Raw genomic sequence first — 16,738 nt, 5'->3', positions numbered from 1 at the left:
GGGATGCTACTATGATTTCACAGCGGAGAGAATAGACCAGAACGCCTGTCGAACACGTTCTGGTCAGTCAGCAATCAGTGCTTATCGTCCTGCGGCATGTGGCGATAAATATAAACGCCGCTTAGCAGGGTGAAAATCAGCGTCAGGGCCGTCAGGCCGAAGACCTTAAAGTTGACCCAAATGTTTTGCGGCAGCCAGAAGGCAATATAGATATTGGCAAGACCGCAAAGGATAAAGAACACCGCCCAGGCGATATTCAGGCGAGACCAGACCTCCTGAGGCAGCGTCAGCTCTTTGCCGAGCATGCGCTGAATCAGAGGTTTTTTCATCACCCACTGGCTGATCAGTAAGGCACCCGCAAACAGCGCATAGATCACCGTAACTTTCCACTTAATGAATTCATCATTGTGGAAGAAAAGGGTTAGTCCACCGAATACGGCGACCAGGACGAACGTCACCAGCGCCATTTTTTCAACTTTACGGTAGCGCACCCAGCTGTAGATCAGCACAACCGCAGTCGCAATAATCAGCGCCGTGGTCGCAGCATAAATGTCATACAGCTTATAAAATGCGAAAAAGACAACCAGCGGTAAAAAATCAAGAAACTGCTTCATTCTGTGATTCCATCTTCTCTGTTGAGCCGGGAAAGATCATCCTCCCGGCATCAGGATTACTGACGAATTAACATATACAGGCGGAACAGATAGACCAGCAGTACCGCTGAAATCAGGTTGCTCAGCGTATTCGCGACCACCGCGCCAACATTCGGGGTTAATACCGCAAAATTGGGTGCAAACAGGAGCAGGAGCGTTTTTGCCAGCAGCCAGCCGATCACGGCGGGCGCTACCAGACGCATGTTCGCCCATGCCAGCCTGATGCTGCTGCGCATCGCGGTAAAAATCCCCATTTTATCCTGCACGACCATCACGGGAGCAAAAGCAAGCACGATAGCGAGTAACACACCCGGCACCACGACCAGCATAATCCCCATCTGCACCAGCATGGTGGTTAAAAAGATCAGGATAAACAGCTTAGGTAAGACCGGCGCGCTGGCTCCAATCGCCCGTAAGGCGCTGACCCGGTGGCCCGCCGACACCAGCTGAATCATCAGCAGAACGCCACCTGCCAGAATCGCATTACCAATGAGCCCGGAGAAAGTGGATGCGGCAGAAGCCCGCAGCAGAATCTGTTGCTGCTCCGGCGTCATGTTTTGCACCAGTTCAAACAGCCCCACGCTTCCTGCCAGATGGTCGCCCTGGCTCAGGCTGGCAATCTGTTCTTGACTCGGTGAGAACGCATGACCCAGCACCACAGTGATAAAGGCGCAAAGCAACGCGATCAGTAAAAAGGTAATGAACTGATTGCGGAAAAAATTTCCCGTGTCACGGTAGACAGACTTCGCCGTGATAGACATGCACTCTCCTTGAGTATTGCAGGTGTTAATTAGCCGGCAATTGTACACCGGATGCACCTGCTGTGGCAGCATCAAGGCTTGTATGGAAAAGCATATCTTTGTAAAACGGCGGTAATCCAAAGCGTGCCCGGGCACGATTACAGGCTTCATTGACCTGCCCATCTTCGCCGGACATGGCAAATTCCCGGCACGGGCTGGGGCGATCTTCATAGATAGCGCACCGGGTAGAGATGCCCGGCTCCCCCTGTAAGGCCGCGCAGCGGCTCTGCTTTTGGTTTGTGCCGCGCATACACCGCAGAAAAGGAGTGACTGGCTCAGTGAGATGAACCGGAACGGTACCGCCGCCATCGCTGGCTTCGGCCCAGTAGAAAGAGACTCGAAAATACGCACAACAGGCTCCGCACGTCATGCACGGGTTAACTTCACTCATGGCACACCTGCAAAAGAAGAACGCATCAAATCAACTTGTGAGAACGATAAATTATCCAGCCGCCAGAGGAAGAGCAAGAGGGAGAAAAGAGAAAATTTTGTAACTGTGAAATGCTAAAAATTGACATAGAAACAACTTATTGCTTTTCAGGGCGCCACAAAAAATTAACCCAGATCAATGAATGTTAACTTACTGGTTTTAATGTGATCTGTGGCAGATCACTTATTACTCTTTTGTGAGTATATTCTCATCCGCGATTAAAACCACAACGATGGAGCGGATATGAAAAAATTAGCGGTGGCAGCCCTTGTATTAAGCAGTCTCTCTGGCGGCGCGTACGCGCATGAAGCAGGCGAGTTCTTTATTCGTGCCGGTTCGGCCACGGTTCGCCCAACTGAAGGTTCGGATAACGTGCTGGGGATGGGCGGTTTTAACGTCAGTAACAACACCCAGTTGGGGTTAACGTTCACCTATATGGCGACGGATAACGTTGGCGTTGAGCTTCTGGCGGCAACGCCGTTCCGTCACCGGGTCGGTCTTGGGGCAACCGGTGATATCGCCACGGTTCACCATTTGCCGCCAACGCTGATGGCGCAATGGTACTTTGGCGATGCCAGCAGCAAGGTGCGTCCGTATATTGGCGCAGGTGTCAACTACACCACCTTCTTCGATGAGAAATTCAACGATACCGGGAAAGAGGCAGGTCTCTCCGATCTCAGCCTGAAAGACTCGTGGGGCATGGCGGGGCAGGTTGGTCTGGACTATCTGATTAACCGCGACTGGCTGATCAACGCCTCGGTCTGGTACATGGACATTGATACGGACGTGCGCTTCAAGGCGGGCGGTGAGCAGCAAAGCATCAATACGCGTCTGGATCCGTGGGTGTTTATGTTCTCTGCGGGTTATCGTTTCTAATTCAGGCTGTTCGATGCGCCCCCGAAGGGGCGCATTTCGTATATTACTTCTGAATCAAATAGCGAATGGTTGGCCCGTCCTGCTGGATATCCAGCACCGTATAACCGTGGTTTTTCGCATCCAGCGGAATGTTGTTGATGGACTGCGGACAATCGCTGACCACCTCCAGAATTTCACCTTTTTTGAGCTGCGGTAGCGCCTCAAGCGTGGCAACCGCCGGATACGGGCAGGGTTCACCGACCATATCCAGTCGATAATTGGGGACGATCTCTTTCATGCAGCGTTCTCCTGCGTTTCAGTTTTAACGGTGGCGCGGCGGAAGAAACGTTTCTCCTGCGCAACAACCAGTAAAAAAGCGACCAGCAGCAGGGCATAGGTGACCAGCAGACCGCCAAGGGGACCGAAGGTGCTCAGCAGGTTGACCTTGTCCCAGTTCGTTGCAAGTACCGGAGAGACGTCGTCCCAGTAGTACGCCAGAATGGTTGAGCCGATGACGTTACCCAGCCCGACCCACCAGTAGTGCACCTGTCCCTCTACCGCGCGATACATCCAGCCGGTTTCACACCCGCCCGCCAGCACAATCCCGAAGCCAAACAACAGGCCGCCAATCACCGCGTTTGGGCCAGCCCACATGATTTTCGGTTCCACGCCTAACTGAACGTAGCTGAAGATGCCGATGGCGCTCACCGCCATACCGGCAATGATTGCCTTCGCCATCATCGTCCGTCCGGTGATCCACATATCGCGAAACGCGGAGGTAAAGCAGATCTGCGCGCGTTCGATCAGCAGGCCAAAGCCGACGCCGAACAACATCGCCAGGCCAAGCTTCGGCTGATTCATCGCTGTGCAAATGGCCCACGCGATCATGGCAAAAAAGACCAGCATACCCAGGCGGAAACGACGCTTTGCCTGGTCCGGCTTCTGGGTTAGCGGGGACGCCGCGCTGACTTTTGTTATTTTCACCGGGATGCGGAACAGCGGCAGCAGGGTGAATTTTGCCCCAAAGTAAGAGCCGATTGCCGTGGCGACAGCAAAAAACCAGGCATGAAGCGAGAACTGCGGAATCCCCGTAAAGAATGCGGCCAGGTTGCAGCCCATCGCCAGGCGGGCACCAAACCCGGCAATTATACCCCCTGCTACCGCCTGCAGAATGCGAATACGGCTTTTGGGCATGCGCAGCTTAACGTTGTTTGCCCACAGCGCCGCGGCGAAGCAGCCGCCAAACATGCCGACAATCATCATCCCGTCGATGCGGGTAAGCGGTGTGCCTTCCAGGTGAATCAGTTTGAAGTAGCCCCACTCTTCGGTATGCACGCCTGCAAGTTGCAGCAGCTGACCACCCCAGCGGGTGAACTCGCCGGTGACGGCCCAGAAGGTGCCGGTAATGCCGAAATAATAAGTAGAAAGAATGCCTGCCGCGATGACGGCCGGAACTGGTGACCAGAACTTAACCAGGTAAGTTTGCTTGAAGTATTGCCATGACATGAATAAGCCTCTGAACTCAGAAGGATTAAAGATAAAAAAGAGTCCAGATCATACGCCTGCAGGCAAGAATGGGAAGCTATTCACACCGAAAATATCGAAGGGATCAATTTTGACGTGATCCTTTGTAGTGGATGGTGAAGGAGGCGTAACCGTCTGGCAGAGATGCCAGACGGTGGAGGGATTATGCTTTCCGCGTCGCCGCTTTCATTGCGGTCACGAACGCTTTCAATTCGTTCAGCATCTGCTCGGGCTTGTCCACGTTCTTCTCGATGATCTTCACTATCGCGGAGCCGGAGATGGCGCCAGCCGCCTTCGCCTCAATTGCCGCAGTGACCTGATCCGGAGAGGAAATCCCGAAGCCCTGCAGCGGAGGCGCGGCATGGTATTCGGCCAGCTTCTCCACCAGATGATGCAGCGGCAGTGCGGCTTTATTCTCGGCACCGGTCACGCCTGCGCGGGAGAGCAGGTAGGTATATCCGCGTCCGTAAGAGGCAATCTGGCGCAGCAGTTCGTCATCAGCGTTTGGTGGGCAGATGAAAATCGGGGCGACATTATGGCGCATTGCCGCCTGGCGGAACGGCGCAGACTCTTCAACGGGCACGTCTGCTACCAGCACCGAGTCAACACCCACGCGCGCGCACTCGGCGTAGAACTCGTCAACACCACGGTTAAACACCAGGTTGGCGTACATCAGCAGGCCAATCGGAATGGTCGGGTGCTTCTGGCGGATCGCCGTCAGCATCTCAAAGCACTGGGTTGGGGTTACGCCTGCGGCAAACGCGCGCAGGGTGGCGTTCTGGATGGTCGGGCCATCCGCCAGCGGATCGGAGAATGGAATGCCCAGCTCCAGCGCGTCGGCACCGGCTTCGATCAGGGCGTCGATAATCTTCAGAGACTGCTCCGGGCCAGGGTCGCCCAGGGTAACGAAGGGAACGAACGCGCCTTCCTGGCGGGATTTCAGTTCAGCAAATGCATTATCGTAGCGTTCCATCAGATTTCCCCTCGTGCTTTCAGAATATCGTGAACGGTGAAGATATCTTTGTCACCGCGACCGGAAAGGTTAACGACCAGCAGCTGCTCTTTTTCCGGGTTCTCTTTCATCATTTTCAGCGCGTGCGCCAGCGCGTGTGAAGACTCAAGTGCCGGGATGATACCTTCGCTGCGGCACAGCGTTTTGAAGGCTTCCAGCGCTTCATCATCGGTAATGGAGACATAATCCGCGCGCCCCGTGCTGTTCAGGAACGCGTGCTGTGGCCCAACGGACGGGAAATCCAGTCCGGCAGAAATCGAGTAAGACTCTTCAATCTGCCCTTCATCGGTCTGCATCATCGGGGCTTTCATGCCGAAGTAAATCCCCACGCGGCCATGCTTCAGCGGCGCGCCGTGCTCGCCGGTTTCAATCCCGTGACCGGCAGGCTCGACGCCAATCAACCCTACGCGGGTTTCGTCGATAAAATCGGCAAACATGCCGATGGCGTTAGATCCGCCGCCAACGCAGGCAATCACCGCATCCGGCAGACGCCCCTCTTTTTCAAGGATTTGCGCTTTGGTCTCTTCACCGATCATGCGCTGGAATTCGCGCACAATGGTCGGGAACGGGTGCGGGCCCGCCGCGGTACCGAGCATATAGTGCGCGGTTTCGTAGCTGCCTGACCAGTCGCGCAGCGCTTCGTTACAGGCATCTTTCAGCGTCGCGGAGCCGCTGTGCACCGGGATCACTTCCGCACCCATCAGGCGCATACGGAACACGTTCGGCGACTGACGCTCAACGTCTTTCGCGCCCATGTAGATGCGGCACTTCAGGCCGAGCAGGGCGCTGGCGAGCGCAGAAGCCACGCCGTGCTGTCCCGCGCCGGTTTCGGCGATGATTTCGGTTTTACCCATACGCTTTGCGAGCAGCGCCTGGCCCAGCACCTGGTTAGTTTTATGCGCGCCGCCGTGCAGCAGATCTTCACGCTTAAGATAAAGCGTGGTTTTGGTGCCTTCGGTCAGGTTGCGGCATTTGGTCAGCGCGGTTGGACGGCCGGCATAGTTTTTCAGCAGGTCGGTAAACTCCGCCTGAAACGCCGGATCTTTCTGCGCGCTCACGAACGCTTCTTCCAGCTGGCGCAGCGCGGGCATCAGGATTTGCGGAACGTACATCCCGCCGAACTCACCAAAATACGGGTTAAGTAATGTCGTCATCTTCTCTTCCTTAATATGCACGCAGAGTTTTAAACACTGAGGCCAGCTTGCTGGCATCTTTTATACCCGGTTGCGACTCTACGCCTGAATTGAAATCGAGGCCTGCACAGCCGGTTTTCGCGGCTTCCACACAGTTATCCGGACTTAATCCGCCCGCCAGCAGGACGTTGTCCAGCTTTTCGCCGTTCAGCAGCGACCAGTCAAAACGCTGTCCGGTGCCGCCCTGGCCGTTATCGAGCACGTATTTGTCAACGTGGTTAAGATTACGTGCGGGCAGGGTGCTGCCCACGCTTTGCGCTTTCCAAATCTGAACCTGCGGTGCCAGCGCATCGCGCAGGGCATTGATATACGCCTGGTCTTCTTCGCCATGGAGCTGAACGGCACTCAGGGATAACGTCGCGGCTTTTGCCACAACGTCCGCGATATCCGCATTGCGGAATACGCCAACATAGCTCAGCGGGGCCGCTGCGATAACCTTGCGGGCCTGTTCCTCATTGACTGTGCGAGGAGAAGCATCAACGAAGATCAAACCGCCATAGATTGCCCCAGCCTCATACGCGGCCAGTGCATCCTGTTCACGGGTTAAGCCGCAGACTTTGTTTTCACCCAGCAGCACGCGACGCACCGCCGCGTTGAGATCGTCATGCTCCATCATGGCGGAGCCAATCAGGAAACCGTTGGCGAAGTGGCTCAGCTCGCGCACTTGGGCGTAGCTGTTAATGCCGGATTCGCTGATCACCGTGACGCCAGAACCCAGACGCGGAGCCAGCTGGCGCGTGCGGTTCAGGTCAATCGACAGGTCGCGAAGATCGCGGTTGTTGATGCCGACCACTTTGGCTTCCAGCGCAATGGCACGCTCGAGCTCTTCTTCGTTACTCACTTCGGTCAGCACGCCCATTTTCAGGCTGTGCGCCACGGCAGCAAGCTGGCGATACTGTTCGTCGTCCAGTACCGAGAGCATCAGCAGGCAGGCATCGGCCTGGTAGAAACGCGCCAACCAGATCTGATACGGATCGATAATAAAGTCTTTGCACAGGATCGGCTGCGGCGCGATGCCGCTGACGATCGGCAGAAAATCGAAGCTGCCCTGGAAATATTTCTCATCCGTCAGCACGGAGATAGCCGACGCATGATGCTTATAAATACCGGCGATACGCGCCGGGTCAAAATCGTCACGAATAACGCCTTTTGAGGGAGACGCCTTTTTGCACTCCAGAATAAAGGCGGTGCGTGCCCCCTGCAGGGCGTCATAGAAACGACGGCTGCTTGGGACGACGTCATTCTGGAAACTGGCAAGCGGCTGCTCTGCTTTGCGGGCTTCCACCCAGATGGCCTTATCGGCAACGATTTTCGCTAAAACGGTCTGCATTCTTTACCCTCTTGCCGCAAGTGCGGTAACGCGATCGTAAGCTGCACCGGAGCGCAGTACATCCAGAACTTTTTGAGCATTGGCCTTCAGGTCTTCCTCACCGTGCAAACGCATCAGCATGGCGACGTTGGCAGCCACGGCGGCCTCATGAGCGGCCTCACCTTTACCTTGTAGTAAGCGCGTCAGAATGTCACGGTTTTCTTCCGGCGTACCGCCTGCCAGCGCTTCCTGATGGTACGGCGTTAAGCCGAAATCAGACGCCTCAAGCTGATAGCTGAGCACTTCGCCATCGTTAAGCTCGGCCACCAGCGTCGGCGCATGCAGCGAAACTTCATCCATTCCGCCGCTGTGCACCACGGCGGCGCGTTTGTAACCCAGCACGCGCAGCGTTTCGGCAATCGGCAGGACCAGCTCAGGGCTGTAAACGCCAATTAGTGCCAGTGGCGGATGGGCTGGGTTGATCAGCGGGCCGAGCACGTTAAACAGCGTGCGGGTTTTAAGCTGCTGGCGAACCGGCATGGCGTGGCGGAAACCGGTGTGATATTTCGGCGCAAACAGGAAGCAAACGCCCAGATCGTCCAGCGCTTCGCGTGAACGCTCGGCATTCATCTCCAGGTTGATGCCAAAAGCGGCCAGCAGATCGGACGAGCCTGAACGGCTGGAGACGCTGCGGTTACCGTGTTTCGCTACCTTCAAACCACACGCCGCCGCCACGAACGCGCTGGCGGTGGAGATGTTAATACTGTTGCTGCCGTCACCACCGGTTCCGACGATATCGGCAAACTGATAGTCAGGGCGCGGGAACGGGGCGGCATTTTCCAGCAGGGCAGTGGCCGCGCCGGCGATCTCCTGCGGGCTTTCGCCGCGCACCTTCATGCTGACCAGCGCTGCCGCCAGTTGTTCAGGCTTCAGCTCACCGCGCACCACGGCGGAGAAGAGCTGGTGGCTCTCCTGCTGGCTCAGGGTCTGCGCCTGATATAGTTTTTCCAGAATCGGCTGCAGGGTGTTGGTCTGCTCCAGCTTCTGTAACGCCCAGTCAAGGGTCTGCTCCAGCAGGCGTGCGCCATTGGAGGTCAAAATAGATTCCGGGTGGAACTGCATGCCGCAGACGCGATCCGCATCGTGGCGTACCGCCATCACCATCCCTTCGAACGAGGCGTTGATGGTCAGCCCGGCCGGAATGTTGCTGCCGACCAGCGAATGGTAGCGCGCGACCGGGAGCGGATTCGGCAGCCCGGCAAACATTGCCTGGCCGTCATGTTCAATGCTGGAGGCTTTACCGTGCAGGATCTCGCCCGCCTGGCCGACGTAGCCGCCGTAGGCTTCCACGATCGCCTGGTGACCCAGGCAGATACCGATAATTGGCAGCTTGCCGCGCATGCGGGTCAGCAGCTCGGGCATACAGCCCGCTTCGCTCGGCGCGCCCGGCCCCGGGGAGAGCATCAGCACCGGGTTTTGCATGGTCGCCAGACGGTCAATCAGGGTCTGAGCCGGAACGTGGTTACGGTAGATAACGACGTTGTGGCCATTTGCACGCAGCTGATCTGCCAGGTTATAGGTAAAGGAGTCGATATTATCGAGCAGCAGAATGTCAGCCATCAGAAAATCTCCTGTGCGTGGTGTGCGGTAGCGATGGCGCGCAATACCGCGCGCGCTTTACTGCGGGTTTCGTCAGCTTCAGACTGCGGAACAGAGTCGAGAACAATCCCGGCGCCGGCCTGAACGGTAGCAATACCGTCCTCTACGTAGGCGGAACGGATCACGATGCAGGTATCGAGGTCGCCGTGGGCGGTGAAGTAACCCACCGCGCCGCCATAGCTCCCGCGCCGACGTCCTTCCGCTTCGGCGATAAGCTGCATGGCACGCACCTTCGGCGCGCCGCTCAGGGTGCCCATGTTCATACAGGCGCGGTAGGCGTGCAGTACGTCGAGGTCGCTGCGCAGCTCACCCACCACGCGGGAGACCAGGTGCATCACGAAGGAGTAGCGGTCGACTTTGGTCAGGTCCGCCACGTAGCGGCTGCCCGGCGTGCAAATACGCGCCAGGTCGTTACGCGCCAGGTCAACCAGCATCAGGTGCTCGGAGAGCTCCTTATGGTCGGTACGCATTTCCAGTTCGATGCGACTGTCCAGATCGCGGTCCAGCGAGCCATCGGCACGACGGCCTCGCGGACGGGTACCTGCAATCGGGTAGATCTCAATCTGGCGGCTGGTGGCGTCATATTTCAGCGAGCTTTCCGGCGAGGCGCCGAACAGCGTGAAATCGTTGTCCTGCATAAAGAACATGTACGGGCTCGGGTTGCTCTTCTTCAGCACGTCGTAAGCTGCAAGCGGCGACGGGCAGGGCAGAGAGAAACGGCGGGAAGGCACCACCTGGAAAATCTCCCCGGCGCGAATCGCCTTTTGCATCTGGCGAACCACGGCACCGTATTGATCGTCGGTCTGGTTAACCTCACAGGTCATCTTCTCGACGCGTTGCACCGGTAGCGCAGGCGGCGCTTCCGTCATTTGCTGCTGCAGTTGGGCAATGCGGTGCTCCAGACGATTTTTCTCAGCGCCAGAAGGCGTGAACAGGCTGGCCTGAATGCGGGTGTATTGTTTCTGATGGTCAATCACCAGCAGGGTTTCGGCCAGATAGAAACAGTAGTCCGGGCAGCGGTTGCCCTGCTCGGTTTCCGGCAAATCTTCAAAACCGGCAACCAGGTCGTAAGCAAACAGCCCCCCGAAGAACATGGCTTCACGCTCATCTTCCGGCACGGTCACCAGATTTTGCAGCAGTCGGAAGGCATCGAATACGGACAGCGAGCAGAGGCGCGCGTCTTCGTCCAGCAGCTGGCTTACCGGCGGGAAATGCAAAATTCGCAGGTCAGGGTGACGTTCATTGTCGATGCCCGCAGGCAGAGCCTCATCTAACAGCGGCAGCAGCGATGCGCCATTGTCAGAGAGAGCCTTAATGGTGACAGTGTCACCTAATGCGGTAATGCGCAGCGCGCTGTCGACCAGCAGCAGGCTTTTCAGATCGTCCTTGCTGTCGATATCCGCAGACTCCAGCAGCAGCGTCGCCGGACGCGCGCCGCACACCTGATGAAACAGCGCGGTCGGGTTGTGGCGATAGGCCGCCTCGCAGGTCAACAGTTCAAGATGGGGTTTGGCTGTTTGCATGTTGTTGTTCTCATTTATTCTGTTCAAAAAAAAGCCCGCTGGTTAGCGGGCGGGTATCTGTTTGCATTTCGCAGACGCGTGACACTGCCCGAAGATCAGGAAGTGCGCCACCAACCGTGCAGAGTGAAATGTGCCGTCATTTTCAGATACCTTTATCGTGTGAACTTTCGTACTAGTTAACTAGTTCGGTGGCGTGTTGTCAACCCTTGATTTCAGAATTTCACGTTAAGTCGGTATCATGGCGGTTTCGGATGTCTCCAACCTGATATGGGAAGTGCTTTGAGCGATACCACCTACGCGATTATTTATGATTTACACAGCCATACTCAGGCTTCTGATGGCCTGCTGACACCCGAAGCCCTGGTTCATCGCGCGGTTGAAATGCGTGTCGGCACGCTGGCGATAACCGATCACGACACCACCGACGCCATTCCGGCAGCGCGCGCCGAGATTGCCCGCAGCGGGCTGGCGCTGAATCTGGTCCCCGGCGTCGAGATATCGACCGTCTGGGAAAACCATGAGATTCATATCGTTGGCCTGAACATTGATATAGAACATCCGGCACTTCTTGCCTTTTTGCAAGAACAAAAAACGCGTCGCAACCAGCGCGCGGAGATGATCGGCGAGCGCCTGGAAAAGGCGCATATTCCGGGGGCGCTGGAAGGAGCGCGAAAGCTGGCGAACGGCGGGGCGGTCACCCGCGGACATTTCGCCCGTTTTCTGGTTCAAGTGGGTAAAGCGACGACCATGGCGGACGTCTTTAAAAAGTATCTGGCGCGCGGGAAAACCGGATACGTTCCGCCACAGTGGTGTACAATAAAACAAGCTATTGATGTGATTCATCATTCTGGCGGTAAGGCCGTGCTGGCCCATCCGGGACGGTATAATCTTTCTGCTAAATGGCTGAAAAGACTGCTGGCGCACTTTGCCGAATGCGGTGGCGAGGCGATGGAAGTCGCCCAGTGTCAGCAGGCGCCCAACGAGCGCGCGCAGCTCGCGACTTACGCCCGCCAGTTTGGCCTGCTTGGGTCACAGGGCTCTGATTTCCATCAGCCCTGCGCGTGGATCGAACTCGGGCGCAAGCTCTGGCTACCCGCTGGCGTTGAGCCGGTCTGGCAGCTCTGGGAGCAGCCGCAGCAAATTGAAGAGAGGGAAGTATGAGTCAGTTTTTCTATATCCATCCGGATAACCCGCAGCCACGTCTGATTAACCAGGCCGTGGAGATCGTCCGCAAAGGGGGCGTGATAGTCTACCCAACCGATTCTGGCTACGCGCTGGGCTGCAAAATTGAAGATAAAGGGGCGATGGAGCGTATCTGTCGCATCCGTCAGCTGCCGGACGGCCATAACTTTACTCTGATGTGCCGCGATCTCTCTGAGCTGTCGACCTATGCTTATGTGGATAACGTGGCGTTTCGCCTGATTAAGAACAACACGCCGGGGAACTACACCTTCATCCTGAAAGGGACGAAAGAGGTGCCGCGCCGTCTGTTGCAGGAGAAGCGTAAAACCATCGGGATGCGTGTGCCGTCGAACCCGATTGCCCAGGCGCTGCTGGAGACCCTCGGCGAACCGATGCTCTCAACCTCGCTGATGCTGCCGGGAAGCGAGTTTACCGAGTCCGATCCGGAAGAGATCAAAGATCGCCTGGAGAAAGTGGTGGAGCTGATTATTCACGGCGGTTATCTCGGCCAGCAGCCGACCACCGTTGTGGATCTCACTGAAGATGCGCCGGAAGTGATTCGTGAAGGCGTGGGTGATGTTAAGCCTTTCTTGTAGAGGTGTAAGCAGATATACTACGCGGCCATCAAAGCAGGGCTCGGCCCTGTTTTGACCTGATTCGACGCCTGTGAAGGCGACACCTGAGGAAGCTCAATGAGCGAGAAGTTACAGAAAGTGCTGGCGCGCGCCGGCCACGGTTCACGCCGTGAAATCGAAGCCATTATTGAAGCGGGCCGCGTGAGTGTGGACGGTAAAATCGCCACGCTGGGTGACCGCGTTGAAATCGTACCGGGGCTGAAGATCCGCATCGACGGCCATCTTATCTCCGTAAAAGAGTCCGCAGAACAAATCTGCCGCGTGCTGGCGTACTACAAGCCGGAAGGCGAGCTGTGTACCCGCAACGATCCGGAAGGTCGTCCGACGGTGTTTGACCGTCTGCCAAAACTGCGCGGCGCTCGCTGGATTGCCGTAGGTCGTCTGGACGTGAACACTTGCGGTCTGCTGCTGTTTACCACCGATGGTGAACTGGCAAACCGTTTGATGCACCCAAGCCGCGAAGTGGAACGTGAATACGCGGTGCGCGTGTTTGGCCAGGTTGATGAGAATAAACTGCGCGATCTGTCGCGCGGCGTGCAGCTGGAAGATGGCCCTGCGGCGTTCAAAACCATCAAATTTACCGGTGGTGAAGGGATTAACCAGTGGTACAACGTCACCCTGACCGAAGGACGTAACCGCGAGGTGCGTCGTCTGTGGGAAGCGGTTGGCGTGCAGGTGAGCCGCCTGATCCGCGTTCGCTACGGCGACATTCTGCTGCCGAAAGGCCTGCCGCGCGGGGGTTATACCGAGCTGGATCTTACCCAGACTAACTATCTGCGCGAGCTGGTTGGCCTGACTCCGGAAACCACCTCTAAAGTGGCGGTGGAGAAAGATCGTCGTCGAATGAAGGCGAATCAGATCCGTCGTGCGGTGAAACGACACAGCCAGGTGAACAGCAATCGTCGCTCTGGCAGCCGGAATAACAACGGTTGATTTAAAAAAAGCCCGGTGAACGTACCGGGCTTTTTTCTTTAGTAATCAATGCCAATTTGTGCTTTGATGCCTGCATCAAACGCATGCTTGACCGGACGCAGTTCGCTCACGGTATCTGCCAGTTCCAGAATCTCCCGATGACACCCGCGACCTGTCACGATAACCGTCTGATGCGCAGGTCGGTTCTTCAGTGCATCCAGTACGTCCTCCAGCGGCAGGTAGTCGTAGGCGACCATATAGGTGATCTCATCCAGCAGCACCATATTTAACGCCGGGTCAGCCAGCATTCTTTTGGCGTGCTCCCAGACGGCAAGGCAGGCTGCGGTATCGGTTTCCCGGTTCTGCGTATCCCACGTAAACCCGGTCGCCATCACCTGAAACTCAACGCCGTGAGGTTCAAGCAAATTACGCTCACCGTTGGGCCATTCCCCTTTGATAAACTGGATGACCCCCACTTTTTGCCCGTGGCCGACGGCGCGGGTAGCGGTGCCAAACGCGGCAGTGGTTTTGCCTTTGCCGTTCCCGGTAAAAACGATGACGATCCCACGCTCGTCCTGTGCTGCCGCGACGCGGGCGTCAACCTTTTCCTTCAGGCGCTGCTGGCGCTGCTGATGACGCTCTTCGCTCATTGCGAAATCCCCGGTTTGCGGCCCGGCTGTGCATCAAAGGTCATTCCGGTTTTGCGGCGGCTGTCGTCACCCATCAGCCAGAGATAGAGCGGCATTATGTCTGCCGGGGTTTTCAGCTTCAGCGGATCTTCTGTCGGGAACGCGCTGGCACGCATGCTGGTGCGCGTACCGCCCGGGTTAATGCAGTTTACGCGCAGATGGCGGTTCTGATACTCCTCCGCCAGCACCTGCATCATGCCCTCGGTCGCGAATTTTGAGACAGCATAAGCCCCCCAGTTTGCGCGTCCCTCTCTGCCTACGCTGGAAGAGGTGAAGACCAGAGACCCGGACTCGGATTTGAGTAATAAAGGAAGCAAGGCCTGCGTGAGGAAAAAGGTGCCGTTGACGTTAACCTGCATGACCTGCTGCCAGATATCCGGATCCTGTTCATCCATCGGACGCACTTCGCCTAACAAACCGGCATTATGCAGCACGCCGTCCAGACGTGGGTAGTGGGTACTGATACGGCGGGCAAGTTCCTGGCACTCCGCTGGCGTGCATGTCAGCAAATCGAGCGTGTACCAGGGGGCCGGCGTGCCGCCTGCGGCTTCAATTTCCTTTGCGACCCCTTTGAGCTTTTCTTCGTTGCGCCCAATCAGAATGACGCTCGCGCCATACTCAGCATACGTCAGGGCCGCTTCGCGACCAATACCATCGCTGGCGCCGGTGACAAGAATGATCCGGTTCTGCAGCAGGTTTTTTTGCGGTTGATAATGCACGGTGACTCCTCAGGCGCACGGTATCTCAATCACGCCTTCATAATGACTTTTCGGCTTTATGCCCGAATTAGCGTGAGAATTCAATCAGTCTACAGGACGTATTACTGTAAAATTAACAATTTGCAAATATTTAAACCGCAGCGCGGGGATTCCTGAAGACGGTTCGCAGAGGTAATGTCACGGGCGAGACGCAGAGGCAGGGCTGTTGTACACTGCCGTGAAAGATTCGTGGTTAAATCAAGGTGGAACGCGTGGAATTACTTTCTCAATATGGGTTGTTTTTGGCCAAAATCGCGACGGTGGTAATTGCCATTGCGGTGGTTGCCGTTCTGATTGTTAACCTGACGCAGCGCAAGCGTCAGCGTGGGGAGTTACGCATTACCCGCCTGAGCGAACAGTATAAAGAGATGCAGGAAGAGATGTCCCTCTCGCTGCTTGATAGTCATCAACAAAAGCTGTGGCTGAAAGCCCAGAAGAAAAAGCATAAGCAGGAAGCCAAAGCCGCGAAGGCGAAAGCGAAGCTCGCGACGCCACAGTCTGACGCAAAACCTCGCGTCTATGTGCTCGATTTCAAAGGCAGCATGGATGCGCATGAAGTCGCCTCGCTGCGCGAAGAGGTGACTGCCGTGCTGGCTGTGGCAACGCCTCAGGATCAGGTCGTGGTGCGTCTTGAGAGCCCGGGCGGGGTGGTTCACGGTTACGGGCTGGCCGCCTCACAACTGCAGCGCCTGCGAGAGAAGCAGATCCCGCTTACCGTGGCGGTGGATAAAGTCGCGGCGAGCGGTGGCTATATGATGGCCTGTGTGGCGGACAAAATTGTTGCGGCGCCGTTTTCCATCATTGGTTCAATTGGCGTGGTCGCACAGATCCCTAACTTTAACCGCTTCCTGAAAAATAAAGAGATTGATATCGAACTCCACACGGCAGGTCAGTACAAACGCACCCTGACGCTGCTGGGTGAAAACACGGAAGAGGGGCGTCAAAAATTCCGTGAAGATCTGAATGAAACCCACCATCTGTTTAAAGACTTCGTACACCGCATGCGCCCAACGCTGGATATTGAACAGGTGGCGACCGGTGAGCACTGGTACGGCATTCAGGCGCAGGAAAAAGGGCTGGTGGATGAAGTGGGTACCAGCGATGACCTGCTGCTCAACCTGATGGAAGGCCGTGAACTGGTAGGCGTGCGCTTTACCCAGCGCAAACGACTGATGGACCGCTTTACCAACAGTGCGGCGGAAAGCGCGGACCGCCTGCTGCTTCGCTGGCTACAGCGCGGACAAAAACCGCTGCTGTAAACAAAAACGCGAGGCATCTGCCTCGCGTTTTGCATTAATCGACCAGGTGATATTTTTCTGAAAGCGTATGCGCCAGGTATTTGAACATATTAAACACGGCGGTGCTTTTCGGGGTCGGTAACCCCTGCTCGTCAAGGAAGTATTCACCGCTGAAAACCAGCACGCCATTACGCTGCTCAACGCCGGTGGCTTCAATGCCGGCGAGCGTATCTTCATGGTCACGAATAAGCTTGTTTGCTTCGATAAGCAGAGAGGCTCGGTCAATAGGTTGGGTCGTATTCTGCATAATCCACTCCTTAAACAGTGACAATAGTCTACGCCGGGGGCGCTTTGGGGGCAAATTTT

At 56.4% G+C, this 16,738-nt stretch carries 19 protein-coding genes and 1 other annotated feature; of the genes, 5 read left to right on the top strand and 14 right to left on the bottom strand.

Features of this window, described 5'->3' with window-relative positions:
- Positions 1-74: 74 nt before the first annotated feature.
- From HBM95_12780 to HBM95_12770, 3 genes are read right to left on the bottom strand one after another with little or no spacing between them, the layout of a single operon-like run.
- Positions 75-614 (bottom strand): septation protein A, encoded by a 540-nt coding sequence (locus tag HBM95_12780; GenBank protein NIH43805.1) that lies wholly within the window; start codon positions 612-614, stop codon positions 75-77.
- Between the two features lie 56 nt (positions 615-670).
- Positions 671-1,414: a UPF0259 family protein gene (locus HBM95_12775; GenBank protein NIH43804.1), complete on the bottom strand. Its 744-nt coding sequence runs from the start codon at positions 1,412-1,414 to the stop codon at positions 671-673.
- Positions 1,415-1,439: 25 nt separating this feature from the next.
- Positions 1,440-1,844: a YkgJ family cysteine cluster protein gene (locus HBM95_12770; GenBank protein ID NIH43803.1), complete on the bottom strand. Its 405-nt coding sequence runs from the start codon at positions 1,842-1,844 to the stop codon at positions 1,440-1,442.
- A gap of 282 nt (positions 1,845-2,126) precedes the next feature.
- Here HBM95_12770 and ompW point away from each other — a divergent pair, with 282 nt between their 5' ends.
- The gene (gene ompW, locus HBM95_12765; GenBank protein ID NIH43802.1) at positions 2,127-2,759 is read left to right on the top strand and encodes an outer membrane protein OmpW; all 633 of its coding nucleotides are present in this window, start codon (positions 2,127-2,129) and stop codon (positions 2,757-2,759) included.
- A gap of 43 nt (positions 2,760-2,802) precedes the next feature.
- Here the strand turns inward: ompW and yedF are convergent, their stop codons facing one another.
- The 8 genes from yedF to trpL all read right to left on the bottom strand — a co-directional run bounded on the left by yedF (position 2,803) and on the right by trpL (position 11,098).
- Positions 2,803-3,036: a sulfurtransferase-like selenium metabolism protein YedF gene (gene yedF, locus HBM95_12760; GenBank protein NIH43801.1), complete on the bottom strand. Its 234-nt coding sequence runs from the start codon at positions 3,034-3,036 to the stop codon at positions 2,803-2,805.
- Positions 3,033-4,244 (bottom strand): selenium metabolism membrane protein YedE/FdhT, encoded by a 1,212-nt coding sequence (yedE, locus tag HBM95_12755; protein NIH43800.1) that lies wholly within the window; start codon positions 4,242-4,244, stop codon positions 3,033-3,035. Before yedE ends, yedF begins: the two co-directional genes overlap by 4 nt.
- A 181-nt stretch (positions 4,245-4,425) precedes the next feature.
- On the bottom strand, positions 4,426-5,235 hold the full coding sequence (gene trpA / locus HBM95_12750) for a tryptophan synthase subunit alpha (GenBank protein NIH43799.1): 810 nt from the start codon (positions 5,233-5,235) through the stop codon (positions 4,426-4,428).
- Entirely contained in the window at positions 5,235-6,428 is a 1,194-nt protein-coding gene (gene trpB, locus HBM95_12745) for a tryptophan synthase subunit beta (GenBank protein ID NIH43798.1), read from the bottom strand. The genes trpA and trpB overlap by 1 nt, the downstream gene beginning before the upstream one ends.
- A 10-nt stretch (positions 6,429-6,438) precedes the next feature.
- The gene (gene trpCF / locus HBM95_12740; protein NIH43797.1) at positions 6,439-7,797 is read right to left on the bottom strand and encodes a bifunctional indole-3-glycerol-phosphate synthase TrpC/phosphoribosylanthranilate isomerase TrpF; all 1,359 of its coding nucleotides are present in this window, start codon (positions 7,795-7,797) and stop codon (positions 6,439-6,441) included.
- Between the two features lie 3 nt (positions 7,798-7,800).
- Positions 7,801-9,396 (bottom strand): bifunctional anthranilate synthase glutamate amidotransferase component TrpG/anthranilate phosphoribosyltransferase TrpD, encoded by a 1,596-nt coding sequence (gene trpD, locus HBM95_12735; protein NIH43796.1) that lies wholly within the window; start codon positions 9,394-9,396, stop codon positions 7,801-7,803.
- Positions 9,396-10,958: an anthranilate synthase component 1 gene (locus HBM95_12730; protein NIH43795.1), complete on the bottom strand. Its 1,563-nt coding sequence runs from the start codon at positions 10,956-10,958 to the stop codon at positions 9,396-9,398. The genes trpD and HBM95_12730 overlap by 1 nt, the downstream gene beginning before the upstream one ends.
- A gap of 25 nt (positions 10,959-10,983) precedes the next feature.
- Positions 10,984-11,077 (bottom strand) — a sequence feature (Trp leader region).
- Entirely contained in the window at positions 11,054-11,098 is a 45-nt protein-coding gene (gene trpL, locus HBM95_12725; GenBank protein NIH43794.1) for a trp operon leader peptide, read from the bottom strand. Its footprint overlaps the feature before it by 24 nt.
- A gap of 139 nt (positions 11,099-11,237) precedes the next feature.
- On the opposite strand from trpL, the gene yciV reads away from it, so the two are divergent.
- From yciV to rluB, 3 genes are all read left to right on the top strand, one after another.
- Complete coding sequence (yciV, locus tag HBM95_12720; GenBank protein NIH43793.1) at positions 11,238-12,119, top strand: 5'-3' exoribonuclease; 882 nt, start codon at positions 11,238-11,240, stop codon at positions 12,117-12,119.
- Positions 12,116-12,736, top strand: a complete 621-nt coding sequence (locus HBM95_12715; protein NIH43792.1) for a threonylcarbamoyl-AMP synthase — start codon at positions 12,116-12,118, stop codon at positions 12,734-12,736. The genes yciV and HBM95_12715 overlap by 4 nt, the downstream gene beginning before the upstream one ends.
- A 96-nt stretch (positions 12,737-12,832) precedes the next feature.
- On the top strand, positions 12,833-13,708 hold the full coding sequence (gene rluB / locus HBM95_12710; protein NIH43791.1) for a 23S rRNA pseudouridine(2605) synthase RluB: 876 nt from the start codon (positions 12,833-12,835) through the stop codon (positions 13,706-13,708).
- 38 nt (positions 13,709-13,746) lie between these two features.
- Here rluB and cobO read toward each other — a convergent pair whose 3' ends face one another.
- Both cobO and HBM95_12700 read right to left on the bottom strand, forming a co-directional pair.
- On the bottom strand, positions 13,747-14,337 hold the full coding sequence (gene cobO / locus HBM95_12705) for a cob(I)yrinic acid a,c-diamide adenosyltransferase (GenBank protein ID NIH43790.1): 591 nt from the start codon (positions 14,335-14,337) through the stop codon (positions 13,747-13,749).
- A complete protein-coding gene (locus HBM95_12700) occupies positions 14,334-15,095 on the bottom strand; it encodes a YciK family oxidoreductase (protein ID NIH43789.1) in 762 nt (253 codons plus the stop codon). Before HBM95_12700 ends, cobO begins: the two co-directional genes overlap by 4 nt.
- 251 nt (positions 15,096-15,346) lie before the next feature.
- Between HBM95_12700 and sohB the strand changes: the two genes are divergently transcribed.
- Positions 15,347-16,393, top strand: coding sequence for a protease SohB (sohB, locus tag HBM95_12695; protein ID NIH43788.1), 1,047 nt, complete (start codon positions 15,347-15,349; stop codon positions 16,391-16,393).
- Positions 16,394-16,427: 34 nt separating this feature from the next.
- Here sohB and HBM95_12690 read toward each other — a convergent pair whose 3' ends face one another.
- On the bottom strand, positions 16,428-16,679 hold the full coding sequence (locus tag HBM95_12690) for a YciN family protein (protein NIH43787.1): 252 nt from the start codon (positions 16,677-16,679) through the stop codon (positions 16,428-16,430).
- Positions 16,680-16,738 lie beyond the last annotated feature (59 nt).

The organism is Enterobacter asburiae, from assembly GCA_011754535.1.
In the GTDB taxonomy this organism is placed as follows: Bacteria; Pseudomonadota; Gammaproteobacteria; order Enterobacterales; family Enterobacteriaceae; genus Enterobacter; species Enterobacter cloacae_N.
The sequence above is the reverse complement of the archived record's forward strand: the minus strand, read 5'-3'. Positions and strand labels throughout refer to the sequence as shown.

Excerpts from the sequence above, each read along its gene's own strand:
- HBM95_12780 (NIH43805.1), bottom strand. The coding sequence starts at position 614 with ATGAAGCAGTTTCTTGATTTTTTACCGCTGGTTGTCTTTTTCGCATTT.
- HBM95_12775 (NIH43804.1), bottom strand. The coding sequence starts at position 1,414 with ATGTCTATCACGGCGAAGTCTGTCTACCGTGACACGGGAAATTTTTTC.
- HBM95_12770 (NIH43803.1), bottom strand. The coding sequence starts at position 1,844 with ATGAGTGAAGTTAACCCGTGCATGACGTGCGGAGCCTGTTGTGCGTAT.
- ompW (NIH43802.1), top strand. The coding sequence starts at position 2,127 with ATGAAAAAATTAGCGGTGGCAGCCCTTGTATTAAGCAGTCTCTCTGGC.
- yedF (NIH43801.1), bottom strand. The coding sequence starts at position 3,036 with ATGAAAGAGATCGTCCCCAATTATCGACTGGATATGGTCGGTGAACCC.
- yedE (NIH43800.1), bottom strand. The coding sequence starts at position 4,244 with ATGTCATGGCAATACTTCAAGCAAACTTACCTGGTTAAGTTCTGGTCA.
- trpA (NIH43799.1), bottom strand. The coding sequence starts at position 5,235 with ATGGAACGCTACGATAATGCATTTGCTGAACTGAAATCCCGCCAGGAA.
- trpB (NIH43798.1), bottom strand. The coding sequence starts at position 6,428 with ATGACGACATTACTTAACCCGTATTTTGGTGAGTTCGGCGGGATGTAC.
- trpCF (NIH43797.1), bottom strand. The coding sequence starts at position 7,797 with ATGCAGACCGTTTTAGCGAAAATCGTTGCCGATAAGGCCATCTGGGTG.
- trpD (NIH43796.1), bottom strand. The coding sequence starts at position 9,396 with ATGGCTGACATTCTGCTGCTCGATAATATCGACTCCTTTACCTATAAC.
- HBM95_12730 (NIH43795.1), bottom strand. The coding sequence starts at position 10,958 with ATGCAAACAGCCAAACCCCATCTTGAACTGTTGACCTGCGAGGCGGCC.
- HBM95_12715 (NIH43792.1), top strand. The coding sequence starts at position 12,116 with ATGAGTCAGTTTTTCTATATCCATCCGGATAACCCGCAGCCACGTCTG.
- rluB (NIH43791.1), top strand. The coding sequence starts at position 12,833 with ATGAGCGAGAAGTTACAGAAAGTGCTGGCGCGCGCCGGCCACGGTTCA.
- cobO (NIH43790.1), bottom strand. The coding sequence starts at position 14,337 with ATGAGCGAAGAGCGTCATCAGCAGCGCCAGCAGCGCCTGAAGGAAAAG.
- HBM95_12690 (NIH43787.1), bottom strand. The coding sequence starts at position 16,679 with ATGCAGAATACGACCCAACCTATTGACCGAGCCTCTCTGCTTATCGAA.